Origin of the sequence: Mucilaginibacter sp. (assembly GCF_965277465.1) — a bacterium.
Lineage (GTDB): Bacteria > Bacteroidota > Bacteroidia > Sphingobacteriales > Sphingobacteriaceae > Mucilaginibacter.
In genome coordinates, this window is the sequence record NZ_CBDICW010000001.1 from 270831 (window position 1) to 290801 (window position 19971).

Below are 19971 nucleotides of genomic sequence, written 5' to 3' on the forward strand. Positions count from 1 at the left end.
AAATCCTAAAAATATTAGTAAGTTTAAAACAACAAAATGACCAATAAGTTTAACCGGAGTTTATTGCATCTTGTTAAGACTAAACCACCTAAGAAAGATGATTTACCGCCATCGAAAGAAGATAAGTAATTTGCTATTTGTAAATAAGGTTATATATTTATAATAACCTTATAGCGCAATAATGAGCAGAAGCCAAGGCACCCGTCACCACCAACAACCTAAAAGCCACACGCCACCACCTATTAATATCGGGGATGCAGAAACAAATCCAAGTATACAGGAAAGCGAGTCCCGATATAATAGCGCTAATACCCCCAAGCCAAAACCAAATATTTTTAAAAGGGGCATAGCTTTCATGTCCAAAAAGGATAATCAACCCATTATAGCAAACGGCTTGACTTTGCTTATGTTCGTGTCCACGGCTTTTTTGGTTCTTTATACAATAGGTCTTTACAATTCCTCTATAAATGCTAATATAACCACTTCTGACGCACTTAAACATCAAATCACTAAAGATAGTAATGATAATGAGATAAGAATTCGAAAGGATACTGTTGATTCTATTGCAGAGAGTAAAAAACTTAAAAGAGATACAGATTTTATTAATAAACAAAAGATAGGGATAGATGCCCAAATAAAAGCTATTGGTGTAAACCAAAACGAGTTTGAAATTGAAAATAGACCATTTATCGCTGTTGGTAATATGAATACAGATTTGCCGACAGTAGGTAAGAAAATGACCTTTTCTGCTCTTATAGGAAATGCCGGAAAACAACCTGCTTTTATTATTGATGCTAAATATGAATTTGTTACGTCTTTTGACAGTCTTTATAATGATACAACCCACATAAAAATACAAGATGGGCTTAAGAATGACTATATCCCTAATAACAGTACTGTACCAGTCTTTGGTGAGGGAAGAGAGGTTATTTCTAAAGCAGATTCCACCTATCTGAAAAAAAATAACTATTATCTTTATTTTAGAATGATAATAAATTATAGAGGCCTCGACAAAAAAAAGAAATACCACATAGCACTCATTTACAGGGAGAGTATTGACGAAAAAAAAGAAGGTAAAACAGTTCTTTATAAAATCGATTAAAAAATACTTAGTATAACATTGTATATTAATGCCATTGAAAAAAGAAAATTCTAAATCCTAAAAATATTAGTGCGTATAAAACTACAAAATGACCAATAAGTTTAACCGCGCCAATTATCATAGCATTTGCGATACCCTGGCGAGCGTTGATCCTGACCTTGCCGCCATTATCGAAGCATATGGATATCCGCCGTTATGGTCGAGGCCCAATACGTTCGAAACTTTGGTACATATTATTTTGGAGCAGCAGGTTTCGCTGGCATCGGCGCTATCAGCCTTAAACAAATTAAAGGAGCGGGTGCAGGAGCTTAGCCCGGCAAGGATTCTGTTACTAACCAACGAAGAAATGAAGGCTTGTTATTGCAGCCGCCAAAAAACCAGCTATATTAAATATTTGGCAGAGGCCCTGCTAAGCGGCCAGCTAAATTTAGCCGAATTGGAGGATGAATCCGATGAGGTGATCCGGACAAAATTATCAGCACTGAAAGGGATTGGCAACTGGACGGTTGATTTATATGTAATGTTTGTATTACAGCATGCCGATATATTCCCGGCGGGCGATCTGGCAGCTGTTAATGCGCTAAAACGGGTAAAGAATTTACCTACTAACACCCCAAAAGAAGTGGTAATAGCCATAGCCGAACAATGGAAGCCTTACCGAACGGTTGCTACCATGTTATTGTGGCACTATTATTTATCGGCACCCAAAAAGAAGTAATTGGCTTAAGGTTGCTGGCTGTTTGCCAGAACATTTTCCCAGCCCATAATTCCCAGCATTTTTAAAAATTCACTTTGCAGCGGCGCCTCAATATGAACAGCTGCATTTGTAACCGGATGGGTAAATGATAATTGCGAAGCGTGGAGCAGCATGGTATCAAACTCCCAGCGCTCTTTAAACATTTTGTTCTGCTTATTGCAGCCATGTGTACGGTCGCCAATTATGGGGTGAAATATATGTGCAAAGTGCTTGCGCAACTGGTGCATGCGCCCGGTAGAGGGATGCGCCTCAACCAATGAATACCTGGATGTAGGGTGACTGCCCAGCGGTATCTCAAGCTCGGCGCGGGCAAGCGTTCTGTATTCGGTAAATGCTTCCTGCAGGGTTCCATTCTCTTTGCGTAGGGGATAATCTATCGCCTGTTCGTCAGCGGTATGGCCGCGCACGATGGCCAGGTATTTTTTGTCGACCTTGTTATCCGAGAACTGTTGCTGCATCAGCTTCTCTACATCTTTACTCAAAGCAAACAACAGCACACCACCTGTTTTACGATCAAGCCGGTGAGCCGGGAAAACATGTCGGTTAAGCTGGTCGCGCAGTAATTGCAGGGCAAACTCCTCCGCATCCATAGCAATAGACGACCGGTGAACCAATAAGCCATGCGGTTTATTAATGGCTACAAGGTCATCATCCTGAAATACAATATCAAGTAAGGGCATATTGCCGCAAAGGTACACTTTTAGGCAAAAGCATTTTTATTGGTGAATATGATGTTAAGCTGTAAGCTTAACAATGCAGCCCACGGGTTAAAAACCCGCGGGCTGCATTTAGTATGGTTAATATTTATCTCAGTTACACATTAAATGTGCCGTTTCTTTCCTGTTCCTGGTAGTTTTGTACCGTTTCAATGGCGTTATCAATAACATCGCTGAGAGCTACAATAAAGGTACCGGGGCGGGCAAGGCTCATGGAGTGTTTAATAGCATCAACCTCGTTCGGGATGATCTCATATTTCTGCTCCATATCAACCGATTCTATCCCTTCAATCAACAGGGTAAGGATATTTTCGGCAGTACGGCCGCGCAGGTGCTTTTCCTGGCGGAGGATGATATAATCAAACATCTCTGCCGATAGTTTACCTAATTCGCGAATATCTTCATCGCGCCTGTCGCCGGTTCCGGCTATGATACCAATTTTTAGCGGCGAATCAATATGCCTTAAAAACTCTTTGATCCCCTGAAAGCCTGCCGGGTTATGGGCAAAATCAATCATAAAGCGGAAATCTTTAAAGTTAAAGATGTTCATCCTTCCCGGCGTTTGCGCTGCCGATGGGATAAAGGTTTCCAGTGCCATTTTAATATCTTCCGTTTTCAGGTCGTAAAGAAAAGTTGCCAGCGTTGCAGCCAAAACATTCTCAATCATAAACGGCACAGTACCGCCAAAAGTAATAGGGATCATAGTGGTGCGCTGCACCCTTATCTTCCAATCGCCTTTTTGTATGGTGATAAAACCATTTTCGTAGATACAGGCAATCCCGCCTTTTTTGCAATGCGATTTAATGATCGGGTTATTCTCGTTCCGGCTAAAATAGGCAACCTTGCAGGATGCACTTTTACCCATCTGCACACAATATTCGTTATCGGCATTTAATACCGCCCAGCCATCTTTTTTAATGGAATCAACCACTACGTTTTTAACGCGTTTAAGGTCATCCAGTGTATGGATGTCAGCCAAACCAAGGTGATCTTCCTGGATGTTGGTTACTACACCAATATCACAAAAGCCAAAGCCTAAACCCGCGCGTAAAATACCGCCGCGGGCAGTTTCAAGCACGGCAAAATCAACCGTTGGGTCTTTTAAAATAAACTCAGAACTTACCGGGCCGGTAGTATCGCCCTTCAGCATCATGTGGTTTTGCACGTAGATACCATCGGATGTGGTGAAGCCTACGCGGTAGCCATTGTTTTTTACAATATGTGCTATTAAACGGGTGGTAGTGGTTTTACCATTAGTACCCGTAACCGCTATAATAGGGATCCTTGCCGATTTGCCCGGAGGATAAAGCATATCAATCACATGCCCGGCCACGTTGCGCGGCAAACCTTCGCTTGGCGCAATGTGCATCCGGAAGCCCGGTGCGGCATTTACTTCCAGCACCACACCACCATTTTCGGTAAGCGGTTCAGAAAGGTTCTCGGCCATAATATCAATGCCGCAAATATCCAGACCGATGATCTTGGAGATCCTTTCGCAGATGAACACATTTTGCGGGTGCACATGGTCCGTCACATCAACTGATGTTCCGCCTGTACTCAGGTTGGCGGTTGATTTTACAAACACCTTTTCGCCTTTGGCAGGTACGGTTTCTAAAGTATAGCCTTTCTTTTCCAGCAGGTCGAGCGTATCACGGTCTATGGAGATCAGGGTCAGCACATTTTCGTGCCCGTATCCGCGGCGCGGGTCTTCATTCTCTTTATCAATCAGCTGTTGTATGGTCAATACACCATCGCCTTTAACATGTGCCGGATCGCGCAGGGCGGCGGCCACCATTTTATTATCAATTACCAGCACACGGAAATCATACCCGGTAATAAAGCGCTCCACAATTACCCGGCGTGAAATTTTCGCGGCAAACTCATAAGCGGCAACCGCATCTTCATAATTCCTGATATTGATGGATATACCACGCCCGTGGTTACCGTCCAATGGTTTAAACACCAGCGGAAAGCCTACTCTGCTGATGGCTTCTTCAACCCCTTCAAGTGATGATATGGTAATTCCCTTTGCAACTGGGATAGCCTGCTCCTGCAACAATCGTTTGGTTTCGTCTTTATTACTGGCAATATCAACGGCAATGCTGCTGGTTTTCTCGGTCATGGTGGCACGGAAACGTACCTGGTTTTTACCGTAACCTAATTGAACCAATGATTGGTTGTTCAGCCTGATCCACGGAATATCCCTTGCTATGGCTTCTTCAACAATTGATCCGGTACTTGGGCCCAGGCGGGTATTTTCGCGGATCTCGCGCATTTTCTGAATATCATATTCCAGGTCGTAATCAGTCCCGTTTATCAGTGCCTCGGCAATTTTTACTGATGCTTCAGCAGCAAATACGCCTACCTTTTCTTCTAAATAAGTAAAAACTACATTATAGGTACCTGGTGTTTTTGTTTCGCGGGTACGGCCAAAACCGGTTTCCATACCGGCCAGGGATTGGATCTCTAAAGCAATATGTTCAATTACATGGCCCATCCAGGTACCGGCAACTACCCTTTGAAAAAAGCCCCCCGGTACACCAGGCGAACAACGGTGACTGTACAAGCTCGGCATCAGTTTCTCCAGCCGCTCGTAAAAGCCTTCAATAGTGTTGGTTGGCCTGCCTTCCATGTCCTCTAAGTTCAGGCGCATCTGGATCAGTTTTTTCCGGCTAACACTCCAAATGTTCGGGCCGCGCAGTACTTGTATATTTTCTATCTTCATTTGGGATAATCTGTTATTGGGGGTAATTTCTTCTAAAACTAAAAAACTTAATACGCTAATGAAATTTTTAACGCATTATTATTTATAACAGCCTGCCTTTATGGTGGTTTTTATTTTAATTTGTATTGTGTTAGGTTAATTGGGCCTTTAAGTTAATGGAACGTGTAGTTATTAAGGCTATAATTCATAAACTTAACAGTTGTTCAGGCAGCCGGCTCTAATTTAATTAAAAAAAGATGAGTGTCCCTAAAGGTAAATTGATAATAATTGGTGGTGCTGTTGATATGAACACCAATTTAGGCAGCCAGGAAAATATTGTAAAACCTGATCATCTTAAATTTTTTGAACAAGGCATTTTAAAACGGATCATTACCGAATCTGCAAAGCAGGCAGGCTCAATTGTTGAAGTAATTACTACTGCATCACAAATTCCAGACCTGGTTGGCGTTGAATATATCGAAGCTTTTAATTATTTAGATGTAAAGCATATTGGTGTATTGGATATCAGGAAGCGTGAAGACGCCTCAAACCCGGAGTACCTTGAACGTATCCGCAAAGCCGATGTAGTCATGTTTAGCGGTGGCGATCAATTGCGCTTAAGCTCCATTTTTGGTGGCACTGAATTTTTGCAGATCCTGAAAACGCGTTACGAGAATGAGAATTTTGTTATAGCAGGCACATCAGCCGGTGCGGCGGCGGCATCAACCAACATGATCTATCGCGGGCAAAGTAACAAAGCGCTGATAAAGGGCGAAGTGCAGATCACTGCCGGCCTTGGTTTTATTGATTCGGTTATTATTGATACCCACTTTGTGCAGCGCGGCCGTATTGGCAGGCTGTTATATGCTGTAGCCAGCAACCCCGGTATGTTAGGCATTGGCCTGGGCGAAGATGCTGGCTTGCTGATTACCGAAGGCACCACCATGGAAGCCATAGGATCGGGATTGACCATTTTGGTAAATGGCCGCAAAATGGCCGAAACCAATATTTACGATGTGGAAATGGGTTCGCCGGTATCTATAAAAAATATGCGGGTAAGCGTTATGTCTATTTTTGATAAATATGATCTGTTGCAAAACCAGTTGGCCATTAAAAAAACTGTAAAGGTTGAAGACGGCGTATTTATAACCGCCCCGGGAAGCTGATCTTATATAGTCAATATCCTGCATTTTCAATATGCAGACTCAATAAATCCATCTAAAATGAAACTAATCATCCACGGAGGTTTTTTTAGCGAATCGCTGACTAACCAGGAAATAAAAAAAGCTAAGCAAGATGCCCTTGCAGAAATAGTAACGCTTGGCCATAAATACCTGCAAAGCCATACCGCTGTTGAAACCGTGGTTTATACTGTAAGCTTACTGGAAGACTGCGACCTGTTTAACGCAGGCACCGGCTCACAAATACAAAGTGACGGTAAAATACGCCTCAGCGCTTCGTTAATGGATGGTAAAACACAAAAGTTTTCGGGCGTTATCAATATTGAAGATGTGAAGAACCCTATTTGCATAGCCGAAAAGCTAATGCCCTTTGACGACCGCGTACTTAGCGGCAAGGGCGCACAGGATTTTGCCCGCGAAAACGGCTTTAACCACTACAGCCCCGAAACACCGCAACGCCGCAAAGAATATGATCAAAAACTAAGCGATTCCATTCGCTTAGGTACTGTTGGCTGTGTGGCGCTGGATGTTTTCGGTAACCTGGCCGCCGCTACCTCAACAGGCGGTAAAGGTTTTGAAATCCCCGGCAGGGTGAGTGACTCGGCAACTACGGCCGGTAATTTTGCCAATGCATTTGCAGGTATTTCATGTACAGGTGTAGGCGAGGATATTGTAAGCGGTGCAGTTGCTTCGACGATAGTGATCCGTGTTACTGATGCCATGCCCTTAGCTTTGGCTACTGAAAAAACCCTTAACGAGTTAAAACCCTTTGATGGCTTTGCAGGCATCATCGGCATATCTGCCGCAGGCGAAGTTTACCATGCCGACACACATCCCTACATGGTTTGGGCCTTGTATGATGATGGCGTAGAAGTATTTGCCTGATAACGAGTTTTTGCCCTCTAAAAATTTCTTTAAACAATAAATTTTTAATTACGTAAAAGCCATTATCATCAACATAAAATTGAAAATTTCTGCAATTTGTTGAAAATGATTACTTTTACACATTAAATTAATTTAAACAGGGACAAGAGATTAGATGAGATACATCCTGCTTATTTTTTGCTGCATCATGAGCCTTTCGGCTTCTGCGCAGTGGTACCGGGTTGACTACCTTATAAAAAAACCACAACGTTTTCCCGAATTGGTACAAACCCCGGTGATTGACCATTCAATTGCACGCCTGCATAATGCAACTTTAAAGCCTATTAAAATTCATTCTTTTTCTTTGGACCGAAGCGAATACAGCTACCAGGCCGCAGAAAATTTAGTGATGCGTACCGCTCAGCACAATATGCGTTTCAGGGTTTATAACGATGCCAGCTATAACTTTACCGAACTTGCACACCTGTATATAAAACAAAACAGGTACTCAGAAGCTAAGTGGTATTTACTGCAAAGTAATATCATATCGCGCCAGCAAAACGACGATAAGCATACCATAGCCAATCTAATGGACCTTGCGATTATAAAATCAGATCTGGGCGATTATACCCAGGCACAGCAGGACCTTACCGAGGCGCATGATATGGCTAATTTCCGTGGGTTTAAAGAAGATGTTGCCGCCATTGAAAAAAAGATGAAGTACATCAAACTCAATAAAAACAACGCGCCAAAATCAGACATCCGGTATGCCGAAGCTCCGCTTATTTCGGCCAAAGGCGAGTAATAAAATAGTCACTTAATTTACAGCCCGTTAAATTGTAACTCAACCGTAAAATGCAGCGGGTTTTGTAAAACAAATAAAACATTATTGTAATATTGTTATTGATATACAGGAGACAGCGTTTGACTGTCTCTTTTTATTTACATTAGCAAATTAATTTTAGGCACAAGTATTGATGTTTTATATAAACCCCGATTTAAAGAGTGTAAAAGATATGTTCAAAAAATTATATTTAGTGCTGGTGCTGGGTGCCACACTGGCTTGTACAGCCAAACCACATAAGCCCATTAAAGTTGCCGGCTCAAATGATATACAGCCCGATGAACAGCAAAGCATAGTATGTAAAACAGTTGCCCAGCTTATATCAAGCTACAACTACAAAAAAGTGGAGCTAAACGACTCCATTTCGGCAGTAGTTTATAACAGGTATATTAAGGAAATGGACGAAAGTCATAACTATTTCCTGGCATCGGATATTCAGGATTTTGACAAGTACAAAATTATGCTTGATGATGATGTTAAAGAGGGCAACCTGAACGATATATTTTACATTTTCAACGTTTATCAAAAAAGATACATTGACCGTATCAAGTTTTCAATTACACAGTTAGATAACAATTTTGATTTTTCGACCAACGAAACCTTTACTTATGACCGCGACAATTTGCCATGGGTAACATCAGAGGAGGAAATGAACAAGATTTGGACGGCTCGTGTAAAATACGATATGCTTAACCTTAAACTGGCTAACAAGGATATGGCCAAGAATAAGGAAACTTTAAAAAAGCGCTATCTTGATCTGTTGTCACAAGCTAATAAGCTAAACAACCAGGATGTTTTCCAGATTTTTATGGATGCATTTACGGAAGCTATTGATCCGCATACCAATTACTTTAACCCTGCCAATGCAGCCAATTTCAATATTGAAATGTCGCGCCAGGTTGAAGGTATAGGCGCTGGCTTATATACATCAAATGAGTTTATCAGCATCCGTTCGGTTACCACCGGCAGCCCTGCTGACAAGAGCCATCAAATTAATATTGACGACCGTATTGTAGGTGTTGCACAAGGCAAAACCGGCGAGTTTCAGAATGTGGTAGGCTGGCGCATTGAAAATGCAATCGCCCTGATCCGCGGCCCTAAAGGAACCGTTGTAAGGTTAGAGATATTACCAAAAGGAAGCAGCGTAGGCAGCAAGCCTAAAGTTGTTGAAATGGTGCGCGAAAAGATTATCCTGAAAGATGAATCCGCTAAAAAAGAGATCCGTAGTTATAACAGCAATGGTAAAACCATTAAAATAGGTATTATATCTGTACCTGCTTTTTACATCGATTTTAACGATTATAAATCAGGTAACCCTAACTATAAAAGCACCACACATGATGTGAAGCTGCTGATAGACTCGTTAAAACTTGAAGGCGTTGATGGTATAGTAATGGATATGCGCCAAAACGGTGGCGGTTCATTATTGGAAGCTGTTGACCTTACCGGCTTGTTTATTAAAACCGGCCCGGTAGTACAGGTTAGAAACTCAAACGACCAGATTGAAGTTGATAAAGATGAAGACCCCTCTGTAGCATACAGCGGCCCCTTAGCTATCTTGGTTGACCGTTTCAGCGCATCAGCAACCGAAATATTTTCGGGAGCGATACAGGATTACGGCCGTGGCCTTATAGTAGGTACCCAAACTTATGGTAAAGGTTCTGTACAAAACGCCATTGATCTGGATAGGGTTATCAGTCCGTCAATTACCGAGCGCATTGCCTCGCTTACCAAAAAGGATACCAAGGTGGTACGTACAGGCAGTCAGAGTGTTTTTGGCCAGCTAAACTTAACTATTGCTAAGTTTTACCGCATAACCGGTAACTCAACCCAGCATAAAGGTGTTATGCCCGATGTGCAGTTCCCGTCTATCATTCCTTTGGATAAATATGGCGAGGATACAGAACCATCGGCTATGCCATTTGATATTATTGCAAAAAGCAGCTATACCAAGGTTGGCGACTTTAGCACAGTGATTCCACAGCTTAAAAAGCTACATGATACCCGCATGGACAACAGCGCAAACTACAAGTTTATGCTGGAAGACATTGCCGAGTACAAAAAACGCGAGGCTGAAAAAAGCATCAACCTTAACGAAGATAAATTGAAGGCACAGCGTGATGCCGACGAAAAGAAACAGTTTGAAGATAACAACCTGCGACGTGTTGCAATGGGCTTACCTGCTTTGAAAAAGGGACAAGTTAAACCACGTAACGAAGACCTTGATTTTCTGAAACGTGAAGCCGGCCAGATCTTAACTGATTATATCACTTTAGATAACAAGCTAACCAGCGCTCCTTTAAACAGCCCGGTTAATAACAAATAAAAACACTTTGATTTTTTTCAAACAACAGATCCTGGCCATAGCCGGGATTTGTTGTTTAAAACCAATTGTTTAAATCGGCGTTATTGTATCATTATGCCTAAAAAACCACTGCTCGAATTTACCGACAAAGGGATTTACTGCGCCAAGGGTAAATTTTACATCGACCCATGGAAACCCGTTGACGATGCAGTGATAACCCATGCCCATGCCGACCATGCTTATGCAGGGCATAAACATTATTTAGCCCATCATTTTTCGAGGGAGGTTTTATTTTACCGCCTGGGCGAGATCCAATTGCAAACGGTGGAATATGGTGAAACCTTTATGAAAAACGGGGTAGCTATCTCCCTCTTCCCCGCAGGGCATGTAATAGGCTCGGCACAGATAAGGGTTGAATATAAGGGTGAGGTTTGGGTAGTATCCGGCGATTATAAAACAGAAGATGATGGTATTTCCACTCCTTTTGAGCCGGTAAGATGCCATCATTTTATATCCGAATGCACATTTGGGATGCCGGTTTACCAATGGAAACCTCAGGTTGATATTTTTAATGATGTTAACAACTGGTGGCACAGCAATGTGGAACATGGCATAGCAACAGTAATAGTTGGCTATTCGTTAGGTAAGGCCCAGCGCATTTTGCAAAACCTTGATCTTTCAATAGGCAAGGTATATACACATGGGGTAATTGAAAACACCAATGAGGCCTTAAGGCGAAATGGCATCATACTAAACCCTACCGAAAGGATCACTTTTGACTCGCCTAAGGAGGAAGTTAGGAAAGGGATCATCATTGCACCGCCATCATCAGTAGGTACACCCTGGATGCGCAAGTTTATGCCCTACAGCTTTGGATATTGTTCCGGATGGATGGCTATCCGCGGGGCCAAGCGTCGCCGGGCCGCCGACCGTGGCTTTGTATTATCGGACCATGCCGACTGGGATGGCTTGGTTAGTGCCATTGATGCCACCGGCTGCGAAAGTGTATACCTTACTCATGGCTATACCGCCACCTTTACCCGCTATTTAAGCGAAATAGGTTTCGACGCCCATGAAGTGCATACCCTTTATGGCGATGATGAAGGCGAATCGCCCCAGGCCACGGCGGATGAAACTGAGTCCGCAACCCTTACCACTGAAGCAAAGAAGGAGGAGGAAACTATATGAAAGCTTTTGCCCAGCTCTTCCTCTCGTTAGATGAAACCAATAAAACCAACGAAAAGGTTAAGGTTTTAAAGGATTATTTTACCAGCGTACCCGATACCGATAAAATGCACATGCTGGCCCTGTTTGCAGGCCGTAAACCCAAAAGGCAGATCAATTCTACATTAGTCAGGAACTGGGCCATAGAGGCATCCAATATCCCGGCATGGCTGTTTGAGGAAAGCTATCATGTGGTTGGCGACCTTGCCGAAACCATGTCGTTATTAATGCCGCAAAATATTGGCGACAGCAGTAAAACCCTAACCGAATGGATAGCCGAAATAAATGCACTTGGCGATAAAACAGAGGATGAAAAAAAGCAATGGCTGCTGAGCTCATGGGCCATGCTGGATAGCAGCGAACGTTTTGTATTTAACAAACTGCTCACGGGCAGTTTCAGGGTTGGAGTATCGCAAAATTTGGTGATCAAGGCCCTGGCAGAGATCTCCGGGATTGAAGCCCCTACGCTAACCCATCGTATTATGGGCAGTTGGATGCCGGAAACTTACCAATACGCCGAGCTTGTACAGGAGTCGGGCGCATCTGATGATATTTCACGGCCCTACCCTTTCTTTTTGGCTTATCCCATACAGGAAACTTCCGAAAAACAGAAATCGGCCACGGAACTAAAGGCATCCTTAGGCAATGAAGATGAATGGCAGGCCGAATGGAAATGGGATGGTATCCGCGCGCAAATGATTAAACGCGATGGTAAAATATTTATATGGAGCCGTGGCGAAGACCTATCGACAGAGAAATTTCCTGAACTGCACCCCTTTTTAAATGCACTGCCAGACGGTACCGTTATTGATGGCGAACTGTTAAGCTTTACCAATGGTTTACCCATGCCCTTTAATGTACTGCAAACCCGCATTGGCCGCAAAAACCTGAATAAAAAAATATTGGAAGAAAGCCCCGTTGCCGTGATAGCTTATGATTGCCTGGAATATAAAGGGCAGGATATCCGCAGCAAAACACAGGCGGAGCGCAGGTTGATATTAGAAGAGTTACAGGCGGCAACCCCGTTCCCGGAACTATTCCGCATCTCGGCATTGATCCCTTTTGAGAGCTGGCATGAGCTGGAAAAAGTAAGGGAACAATCGCGCGCCATGATAGCCGAGGGCATTATGCTGAAACGCAAAAGTGCTGCTTACCAGGTTGGCCGCAAACGCGGCGACTGGTGGAAATGGAAGATAGACCCGCTATCGGTTGATGCCGTGATGATCTATGCACAAAAAGGGCATGGCCGCCGTGCCGATTTGTATACCGATTATACCTTTGCCGTTTGGGATGGTGATAAGTTGGTGCCCTTTGCTAAAGCGTACTCCGGCTTAACAGATGCCGAGATCAATAAGGTTGATTATTTTATAAAGCGCAACACGCTCGAAAAATTTGGCCCGGTACGAACGGTAAAACCCGAATTGGTTTTTGAGATCGGTTTTGAGGGGATCAATAAGTCAACCCGGCATAAATCGGGCATTGCGCTGCGTTTCCCCCGCATCCTGCGCTGGCGGCAGGATAAACCAAAGGAAGAAGCCGATACGATAGAGAGTTTAAGAGCTTTATTGGGAGAATGAACACACAGCATTGCATAATCACAATACACTGACCAAACTATAAAACATCTTATTTAAATTGCTCAATGAATATCCTCCATGTACTTAATGGTGATGCAACTTTAGCGGGTTTTGAACAAACCGGACTTGATGGCGATGTAGTAGTTTGGCGCGGCGTGCTCTCTGAAGGGCCGCTGGAAGAAAACATTGCATCGGCCCATTTTTGGAAGGCCCGTGCCGAATGGGTAATGATACCTTTTAATGAAACAGCCGAAGGGTATCAGAAAAATATGCTGAATGTGCTGACCAAATTAGGTGAGCCTTATGATGAGATTAACCTTTGGTTTGAGTTCGACCTGCACTGCCAGGCTAACCTTTTAGGGATAATGACTTACCTGAGCAAGCAAACAAACCTCTCTGAACCGGCCGTTTACCTCATTTGCCCCGGTGAGTATCCCGGCAAAGCAGATTTCAGGGGCATGGGCGAACTGAATGGTGAGGAGCTGGAATACCTGTACGATAATATACGCAGCAGGCTTAGCCAGATGGATTTTATTATAGCTGTGGAAGCCTGGAATATTTATGCAAGCCGCAATGCCGATTTGTTAAGCGATTACCTAAATAAAACAACTTTTTGGGCCAGCTTGCATTTATTAAAACCTGCTTTGCAGGCGCAACTTAAACGCCTGCAGGTAAACGATAAGGGTTTAAATCATATTGAACAAACCTTGCTAAATATTTACAACAGCGGCATTACCACCAAAACTGAGATTCACAGTGCATTTTGGCAAACAGAAAAAATTTATGGTATGGGCGATTTAGAAATTGATATTTATCTTAGCAACCTATCAGCAAAAGGGCTGATCTCTCTATAGCATTTATCATGGCTAAAACATATCTTATCAGCGGGGCCGGCAGTGGCATAGGCCGTGCAATAGCACAAAAATTAAGCAGCAATGGGCATACTTGCCTGCTTTTAGGGCGTAATGCTGCTAATTTAACAGAAACGCTGGATACGCTTGATTCCGGCAATCATCAATTGTTTACTGCCGATATTACAGATAAAAAAAGCCTTATTCATGTTGCGCATCAACTATCGGCCATACCAATTGACGGGCTGATAGCAAACTCGGGCATTGGCGGCGAAAACAATTGGGGCGAAAACGACCGCTGGGACGAGATCATTGCCACCAACCTTACCGGCACCTATAACTTTGTAAATACTTTTTTACCTTATTTAAACCAGGCTGGCAGCGAAAAACATATCCTGATCATATCCTCCGTTTTAGCACGCCTGGGTGTAGCTAATTATTCGGCCTACTGTGCATCCAAAGCAGGCTTGTTGGGTTTAATGCGTTCATGGGCGGTGCAGTTTGCACCTGAAAAAATATTGGTGAATGCGGTTTGCCCCGGCTGGGTTGATACCGATATGGCACAGCAGGGCTTGCAAGGCATAGCTGATAATATTGGCATCAGCAAACAGGAGTTTTATGATATAGCCATGCAAAGTGTACCACTAAAGCGCATGAGCCAGCCCGGCGAAATTGCCGACTTGGTTGCTTACCTGTTAAGCCAGGCATCAATTACAGGGCAAACCGTTGATATAAATTGCGGTGCGGTGATGAACAGTTGATTTATCTTGCTTTTCCTTATTTTATTATAGCGGCTACCGTTGGCGATGGCTCACTTTCATTCTTGAGCCTGTCTAAAGCTGTAATTACGTATAAATAGGTTTTTCCTTTTTGGGTGGTGGTATCTTCAAAAAACGGTTTATCATTATACTGCATGTGCAGGATATATTTTGGATCGTTAAGATTCACCTTTTCATCCCCGTTAAAACGGTAGATAACATAGCCGTAAACGGGCTCTTTATCTTTAGCCGGCAATGGTGCTGCCCATTTTAACTCCACGCCTTTTAAAACCGGCGTGACTACTACATTTTGAGGGGCATTAGGTGGGATAGAATCCAGCCAGAGCATTACCGGTGGTAATGCAGGGTGCCTGTAATAAGTTTGCTTTAATGAATCGGTAAAACCAAGCGGATTATTCAATAACGATTTTGAGCTAAAGTAAACGCTACCCTGCACGCGCGGATTGTTGCGCAGGTATTTTATCTGATCTGGCATTTGCTGCGGGTCTTTAAACTTGTTCTTAGTGCGCTCATTGATCCGGTAGGCAGCCATACCGATGTACAGGTGCCTGTCAAATGTATTATTGCTCCACCAGTCTAATAATTTATTAAAAGCGGCTGAGCGGCCGTCAATGGGCCAGTACAGCTGCGGGTTAATATAATCAACCCAGCCCTCTTCTACCCATCTGCGGGTATCAGCAAACAATTCGTAATAAGATGATCCTCCGTGGGTATCAGAACCATCAGGATTCTGGTATTTATTAGCCCAGATGCCAAACGGCGCTATACCAAACTTAACCCTTGGGTTATGGGCCTGGATACTATCGCTTATCATTTCAATAAGGGTATCAACATTGTGCCGGCGCCAATCTTTTATATTATTGTATCCTTTACCATATTGTGCATAAGTATTGGCATCGTCAATATGTTGCCCATCTATCTGGTACGGATAAAAATAATCGTCCATGTGTATGCCATCTATATCGTAATTGTCAACCACATCTAATATCACCCTAACAATATAATCGCGCACTTCAGGTATGCCTGGGTTAAATAGTTTTATGCCGCCGTAAATAAAAAACCATTCGGGCTTTATCCGGGTAATATGTGTTGGTGCCAGGGCACCAAAGTTACCATCGTTTGTGGCACGGTAAGGGTTAAACCAGGCATGCAGTTCCATATTGCGTTTATGGGCTTCAGTTATGGCAAATTCCAGAGGATCATAAGCCGGGTCGGGTGCTTTTCCTTGTTTCCCGTTAAGCCACTTTGACCAGGGCTCGCGGCTTTTAGCATAAAAAGCATCGGCAGCGGGCCGTATCTGGAACATTATGGCATTAATACCGGTTTGCTGGTGCGCGTTAAGCTGATTAATCAAATCAGCCTTTTGCTGATCGGTAGATGAATGAGGGGCGGGCCAGTCAATATTGTCAACGGTAGCTATCCATACCCCTCTAAACTCGCGTTTAGGATCAGCTTTGGGGGGCTGCGGTGTAGTTTTTACCTGCGTTTGTGCCTCAGCCTTTATAACAGTAAGTAGCGTAAAAATTAAAAAAATTGCCTGGCGGTAAATGCGCATTAAAGAAATCATTAAAAGTTGCAAAGATATAAACTCATAGCTTAGCTGTTTTAGTATTGCGTATAATAATTGCCCTTATTTTGTGTTTTAACCATATTGTGTTTACTTTTAACCCGGCACACGCCAATGTTTCAGAACAAAAAGGCCTAAATCTGCGTTATATTTTTTTCACACTATTATTTGTATTAATTGGAATAGTTAATGATTATTTGCTCGTATTATAAGGTTATAAAACTAAAAATGCACAAAGTGTAGTATTTATTATTTATAATCGGGCCGCATTTAGCTATATTAAAAACTTTAAATTAATTGCTATGGAAAACCAAACAAGCCAGTCCCCTAAAAAAAATTCTAATGTCATTTACTTCCTGATTGTGGTTGTATTGGCTTTGCTGGCTACAGATGTGTATTTATATCTGCAAAAAAATAAGTCTGAAGAAAGGGTTGTGTACCAGAACGACGAAAAAACAAAGTTACAAACCGAACTTGACAGCCTTGAAGCACAGATTGAGCAGGTAAATGCGGGTAAAACCAAAATGTCGGCCACGCTGATGGCAAAAAACGACTCGTTGAAATCCAAGATCAGGGTTTTACGCAGTGAGCTTGCCAAAGGAAAACTAACCGTTGCCGAGCTTTCAAAAGCACAGGAAGATGTGAAACAGTTAAGGTACTTTGTTACCAAATACACTGCTGATATTGAAGAACTAAAGAAACAAAACGCTACGTTAACAACAGAAAGGGATACCTTAAAAACTAACCTGGCTACCGTAAATGAAAAGGCCACAACCTTAGAAAAGAAAAACCAGGATCTGGATACCAAGGTTAAAGTAGCATCAGCCTTAAAGGTTGCTACCGTTGATGTGGTTGCCTATAAAATAAAAGGCAGTGGTAAGGAAGTTGACGTTAAACGCGCCAGCCCTGCTAAAAAAATAAAGATAAACTTTACCGTAGCAAGCAATGCAGTAGCCGAAAAAACCATGCATGATGTGTATGTACGCATTATTGACCCAACCGGCAACCTGATAACCGGAACGGATTCAGGTACATTTAATGCAGACGGGCAAGACTTGCAATTTACCTACAAAACATCAATTGATTTTAAGGATGATGGAAGTGGTTACACTATTGATTGGGTTAACCCGGTTGCTTTTCAAAAAGGCACTTATACCGTATTGCTTTATGCTGATGGATACACCATGGGTAAAACAAGCTTTATGCTGAAATAAGAAAACCATATTAAGCAAAAAAGAGCGCCATTGTTTAATAAACAGTGGCGTTTTTTTATGACTCTTTTACTCCTTTAAGGTATCCTTAAATTATTTGCCGTTTATAGGAACGATTGGTGGAATGCCTCCTGCTAATTCGGTGATCTGCAATTAAAATCCTATTTTTGTGGTCCTGATTAATGCCTATGATGAAAGTCTACCTAAGCTTACTATGCACTTTTATTACCGTTGCAGGTGTTAATGCGCAAAACAAGCCTGTATCTTCAAAAAAAGATTCGGTAAAACAATTACAATCCGTTACTATCAGAGGCTATTTATCACAGGAGCAGCCTGTACTAAGCGTTCCGGCATCGGTAAGCGTTATCAGTAAAGCGCAGTTAAGCCTACAGCCAGATAATTCATTTGTTTCTGCACTAAACAGTGTTCCGGGTGTAAGGGCCGAAGAACGGTCGCCGGGCAGTTATCGTCTATCTATACGCGGCAGTTTGCTGCGCTCACCTTTCGGCATCCGCGATGTTAAAATTTATTATGACGAAATTCCGCTTACTGATGCCGGCGGTAATAGCTATTTGAACGCCATTGATGTAAACAGCATTAACCATATTGAGATATTAAAAGGCCCTGATGGCAGCTTATTTGGCGCTAACTCAGGCGGGGTTGTTTTGCTGAGCCCGGTTAACCTTCATGCGGATAGTAATTATATTTCTGCCGGGTTAAACGGTGGTTCGTATGGTTTGCTGCATGAAAACACGGCTTTACAGAACCGGACAGGCAACTACCAGCTAAATTTAAACCAGGGCTATGAAAGTTATGGTGGTTACCGCCAGCATAGCTACATGGACCACCACTTTATACAAGCCGTAAACCGGTGGACCTACGCCAAAAAAGATGAACTGCGGGTATTGGGCTTTTATTCTGATCTTAATTATGAAACACCTGGCGGCTTAACCTTGAACCAGTACCAGGCAGACCCAAGTGCCGCCCGGTTAGCAACCAAATTTGTGCCGGGTGCTATTGGTCAAAAAATTGGGATCAGCACAAAAATGCTGTTAGGCGGCGTAGTGAATGAATTACATATTAACGACAGGCTGCGCAACGTTACCTCCATTTTTGGTACTTATGTAGATTTTTCGAACCCTTTTATTACCAATTTTGAGCAGCGTTATGAAGGTACTTATGGTTTACGATCGTACTTCGAGCTAAGCGGCAAAAAGCAAAAGAATTATAGCTATAAACTTAACTTAGGGTTGGAATGGCAGCAAACCAATGCCGATATTAATAACTACGGTAATAAGCAGGGCGTTAGGGATACCGCCCAAACGCTTGATAAGGTAAACACGAACCAGCATTTCTTTTTTACCCGCTACGCGGCTGATATTTTTAAACACCTCCATGTTGAAGCCGCCCTGAGCCTTAATTTTTATGATTATAAATTCAGGAACGTGTATCCTAATGATGAGGCGGCTTTTACCAACAGGCATTTTACGCCACAGCTAATGCCAAGGATCGCCCTATCCTACCAGGTTACCAATGATTTTATATGGCGGGGTTCAGTAAGCCGGGGATATTCAACACCGACTACTGCCGAGATCAGGCCGACGGATAATATCATTAATACCAACCTGGCTGCCGAAAGCGGCTGGAACTATGAAACAGGTTTCCGCCTGCGTAATAAGGATGAAAGTATGTTTTTAGATGCTTCCGTATTTTATTATGTACTGCAAAATGCCATTGTATTGCGGCTTAATCCGGATGAAACCGAATACTATATCAATGCCGGCGGAACGCACCAGCCAGGCTTTGAATTGTATTTCAGCGATTGGGTTATCCGCCAAAACAATGCAAACTTTATCCGCGGGCTGCAAATCAATGAGTCGGTAACGCTTAACAAATTTAGCTTTAGCGGTAATTATCATGATGCTACTGCAAGCTATGCAGGTAACCAGCTAACGGGCGTACCCGGGCAGGTAATTGTTACCAGTATGCAGGTTAAGTTTCCGCAGCACCTGTATTTATTTGCACAGCATAACTATACGGCCCGCATCCCGCTTAATGATGCCAATACCACTTTTGCATCGCACTATAACTTAATACAGGCAAAAGCCGGCTGGCAGCATACGCTAAGCGATAAAGTTAAATTTGAAATTTATGCCGGGGCAGATAACCTGCTGAACGAAAAGTATAGCTTAGGTGATGATCTTAACGCAGTGGGTAACCGCTACTTTAATGCAGCGCCGTTGCGTAATTATTTTGCCGGCTTTAACGTGATATTTTAATTTGGAAAGC

15 protein-coding genes are annotated in these 19971 nt (G+C 42.9%); 12 read left to right on the forward strand and 3 right to left on the reverse strand.

The features are described from left to right. The first annotated feature begins 181 nt into the window (after nt 1-181). Together ACQY4U_RS01185 and ACQY4U_RS01190 are read left to right on the forward strand one after the other, a co-directional pair. Complete coding sequence (locus tag ACQY4U_RS01185) at nt 182-1102, forward strand: hypothetical protein (RefSeq protein WP_428327528.1); 921 nt, start codon at nt 182-184, stop codon at nt 1100-1102. A gap of 88 nt (nt 1103-1190) precedes the next feature. Beyond that, nucleotides 1191-1820 carry a DNA-3-methyladenine glycosylase family protein gene (locus ACQY4U_RS01190; protein WP_428327529.1) on the forward strand — a complete coding sequence of 210 codons (630 nt, stop codon included), beginning with the start codon at nt 1191-1193 and terminating at the stop codon, nt 1818-1820. A gap of 5 nt (nt 1821-1825) precedes the next feature. Here ACQY4U_RS01190 and ACQY4U_RS01195 read toward each other — a convergent pair whose 3' ends face one another. Together ACQY4U_RS01195 and cphA are read right to left on the reverse strand one after the other, a co-directional pair. Continuing rightward, entirely contained in the window at nt 1826-2539 is a 714-nt protein-coding gene (locus ACQY4U_RS01195) for a pseudouridine synthase (RefSeq protein ID WP_428327530.1), read from the reverse strand. Nucleotides 2540-2672: 133 nt separating this feature from the next. Next, nucleotides 2673-5300 carry a cyanophycin synthetase gene (gene cphA, locus ACQY4U_RS01200; protein ID WP_428327531.1) on the reverse strand — a complete coding sequence of 876 codons (2628 nt, stop codon included), beginning with the start codon at nt 5298-5300 and terminating at the stop codon, nt 2673-2675. Between the two features lie 236 nt (nt 5301-5536). Between cphA and ACQY4U_RS01205 the strand changes: the two genes are divergently transcribed. The 8 genes from ACQY4U_RS01205 to ACQY4U_RS01240 all read left to right on the forward strand — a co-directional run bounded on the left by ACQY4U_RS01205 (nt 5537) and on the right by ACQY4U_RS01240 (nt 14886). Continuing rightward, complete coding sequence (locus ACQY4U_RS01205; protein ID WP_428327532.1) at nt 5537-6445, forward strand: cyanophycinase; 909 nt, start codon at nt 5537-5539, stop codon at nt 6443-6445. A 57-nt stretch (nt 6446-6502) separates the two neighbouring features. Continuing rightward, the gene (locus ACQY4U_RS01210) at nt 6503-7345 is read left to right on the forward strand and encodes an isoaspartyl peptidase/L-asparaginase (RefSeq protein ID WP_428327533.1); all 843 of its coding nucleotides are present in this window, start codon (nt 6503-6505) and stop codon (nt 7343-7345) included. Between the two features lie 154 nt (nt 7346-7499). Beyond that, nucleotides 7500-8129: a tetratricopeptide repeat protein gene (locus tag ACQY4U_RS01215; protein WP_428327534.1), complete on the forward strand. Its 630-nt coding sequence runs from the start codon at nt 7500-7502 to the stop codon at nt 8127-8129. A 211-nt stretch (nt 8130-8340) separates the two neighbouring features. Next, the gene (locus tag ACQY4U_RS01220) at nt 8341-10494 is read left to right on the forward strand and encodes a carboxy terminal-processing peptidase (RefSeq protein ID WP_428327535.1); all 2154 of its coding nucleotides are present in this window, start codon (nt 8341-8343) and stop codon (nt 10492-10494) included. 93 nt (nt 10495-10587) lie between these two features. Beyond that, entirely contained in the window at nt 10588-11661 is a 1074-nt protein-coding gene (locus ACQY4U_RS01225; RefSeq protein ID WP_428327536.1) for a ligase-associated DNA damage response exonuclease, read from the forward strand. After that, nucleotides 11658-13274: an ATP-dependent DNA ligase gene (locus ACQY4U_RS01230; protein WP_428327537.1), complete on the forward strand. Its 1617-nt coding sequence runs from the start codon at nt 11658-11660 to the stop codon at nt 13272-13274. The genes ACQY4U_RS01225 and ACQY4U_RS01230 overlap by 4 nt, the downstream gene beginning before the upstream one ends. Nucleotides 13275-13339: 65 nt before the next feature. After that, entirely contained in the window at nt 13340-14128 is a 789-nt protein-coding gene (locus ACQY4U_RS01235) for a DUF1835 domain-containing protein (protein WP_428327538.1), read from the forward strand. An 8-nt stretch (nt 14129-14136) separates the two neighbouring features. Next, nucleotides 14137-14886 (forward strand): SDR family NAD(P)-dependent oxidoreductase, encoded by a 750-nt coding sequence (locus ACQY4U_RS01240; protein WP_428327539.1) that lies wholly within the window; start codon nt 14137-14139, stop codon nt 14884-14886. A gap of 16 nt (nt 14887-14902) precedes the next feature. Here ACQY4U_RS01240 and ACQY4U_RS01245 read toward each other — a convergent pair whose 3' ends face one another. Further along, nucleotides 14903-16471 carry a glycoside hydrolase family 10 protein gene (locus ACQY4U_RS01245; RefSeq protein WP_428327540.1) on the reverse strand — a complete coding sequence of 523 codons (1569 nt, stop codon included), beginning with the start codon at nt 16469-16471 and terminating at the stop codon, nt 14903-14905. Nucleotides 16472-16773: 302 nt separating this feature from the next. Between ACQY4U_RS01245 and ACQY4U_RS01250 the strand changes: the two genes are divergently transcribed. Together ACQY4U_RS01250 and ACQY4U_RS01255 are read left to right on the forward strand one after the other, a co-directional pair. Then, on the forward strand, nt 16774-17685 hold the full coding sequence (locus ACQY4U_RS01250; RefSeq protein WP_428327541.1) for a hypothetical protein: 912 nt from the start codon (nt 16774-16776) through the stop codon (nt 17683-17685). A gap of 185 nt (nt 17686-17870) precedes the next feature. Continuing rightward, nucleotides 17871-19961, forward strand: a complete 2091-nt coding sequence (locus tag ACQY4U_RS01255) for a TonB-dependent receptor (protein ID WP_428327542.1) — start codon at nt 17871-17873, stop codon at nt 19959-19961. Nucleotides 19962-19971: the final 10 nt, after the last annotated feature.

What these genes read in the sequence shown, in the direction of transcription:
- ACQY4U_RS01195 (WP_428327530.1), bottom strand. Translation starts at nt 2,539, where the DNA reads ATGCCCTTACTTGATATTGTATTTCAGGATGATGACCTTGTAGCCATT.
- ACQY4U_RS01225 (WP_428327536.1), top strand. Translation starts at nt 10,588, where the DNA reads ATGCCTAAAAAACCACTGCTCGAATTTACCGACAAAGGGATTTACTGC.
- ACQY4U_RS01190 (WP_428327529.1), top strand. Translation starts at nt 1,191, where the DNA reads ATGACCAATAAGTTTAACCGCGCCAATTATCATAGCATTTGCGATACC.
- ACQY4U_RS01220 (WP_428327535.1), top strand. Translation starts at nt 8,341, where the DNA reads ATGTTCAAAAAATTATATTTAGTGCTGGTGCTGGGTGCCACACTGGCT.
- ACQY4U_RS01255 (WP_428327542.1), top strand. Translation starts at nt 17,871, where the DNA reads ATGATGAAAGTCTACCTAAGCTTACTATGCACTTTTATTACCGTTGCA.
- ACQY4U_RS01210 (WP_428327533.1), top strand. Translation starts at nt 6,503, where the DNA reads ATGAAACTAATCATCCACGGAGGTTTTTTTAGCGAATCGCTGACTAAC.
- cphA (WP_428327531.1), bottom strand. Translation starts at nt 5,300, where the DNA reads ATGAAGATAGAAAATATACAAGTACTGCGCGGCCCGAACATTTGGAGT.
- ACQY4U_RS01250 (WP_428327541.1), top strand. Translation starts at nt 16,774, where the DNA reads ATGGAAAACCAAACAAGCCAGTCCCCTAAAAAAAATTCTAATGTCATT.
- ACQY4U_RS01240 (WP_428327539.1), top strand. Translation starts at nt 14,137, where the DNA reads ATGGCTAAAACATATCTTATCAGCGGGGCCGGCAGTGGCATAGGCCGT.
- ACQY4U_RS01215 (WP_428327534.1), top strand. Translation starts at nt 7,500, where the DNA reads ATGAGATACATCCTGCTTATTTTTTGCTGCATCATGAGCCTTTCGGCT.
- ACQY4U_RS01235 (WP_428327538.1), top strand. Translation starts at nt 13,340, where the DNA reads ATGAATATCCTCCATGTACTTAATGGTGATGCAACTTTAGCGGGTTTT.
- ACQY4U_RS01245 (WP_428327540.1), bottom strand. Translation starts at nt 16,471, where the DNA reads ATGATTTCTTTAATGCGCATTTACCGCCAGGCAATTTTTTTAATTTTT.
- ACQY4U_RS01205 (WP_428327532.1), top strand. Translation starts at nt 5,537, where the DNA reads ATGAGTGTCCCTAAAGGTAAATTGATAATAATTGGTGGTGCTGTTGAT.
- ACQY4U_RS01185 (WP_428327528.1), top strand. Translation starts at nt 182, where the DNA reads ATGAGCAGAAGCCAAGGCACCCGTCACCACCAACAACCTAAAAGCCAC.
- ACQY4U_RS01230 (WP_428327537.1), top strand. Translation starts at nt 11,658, where the DNA reads ATGAAAGCTTTTGCCCAGCTCTTCCTCTCGTTAGATGAAACCAATAAA.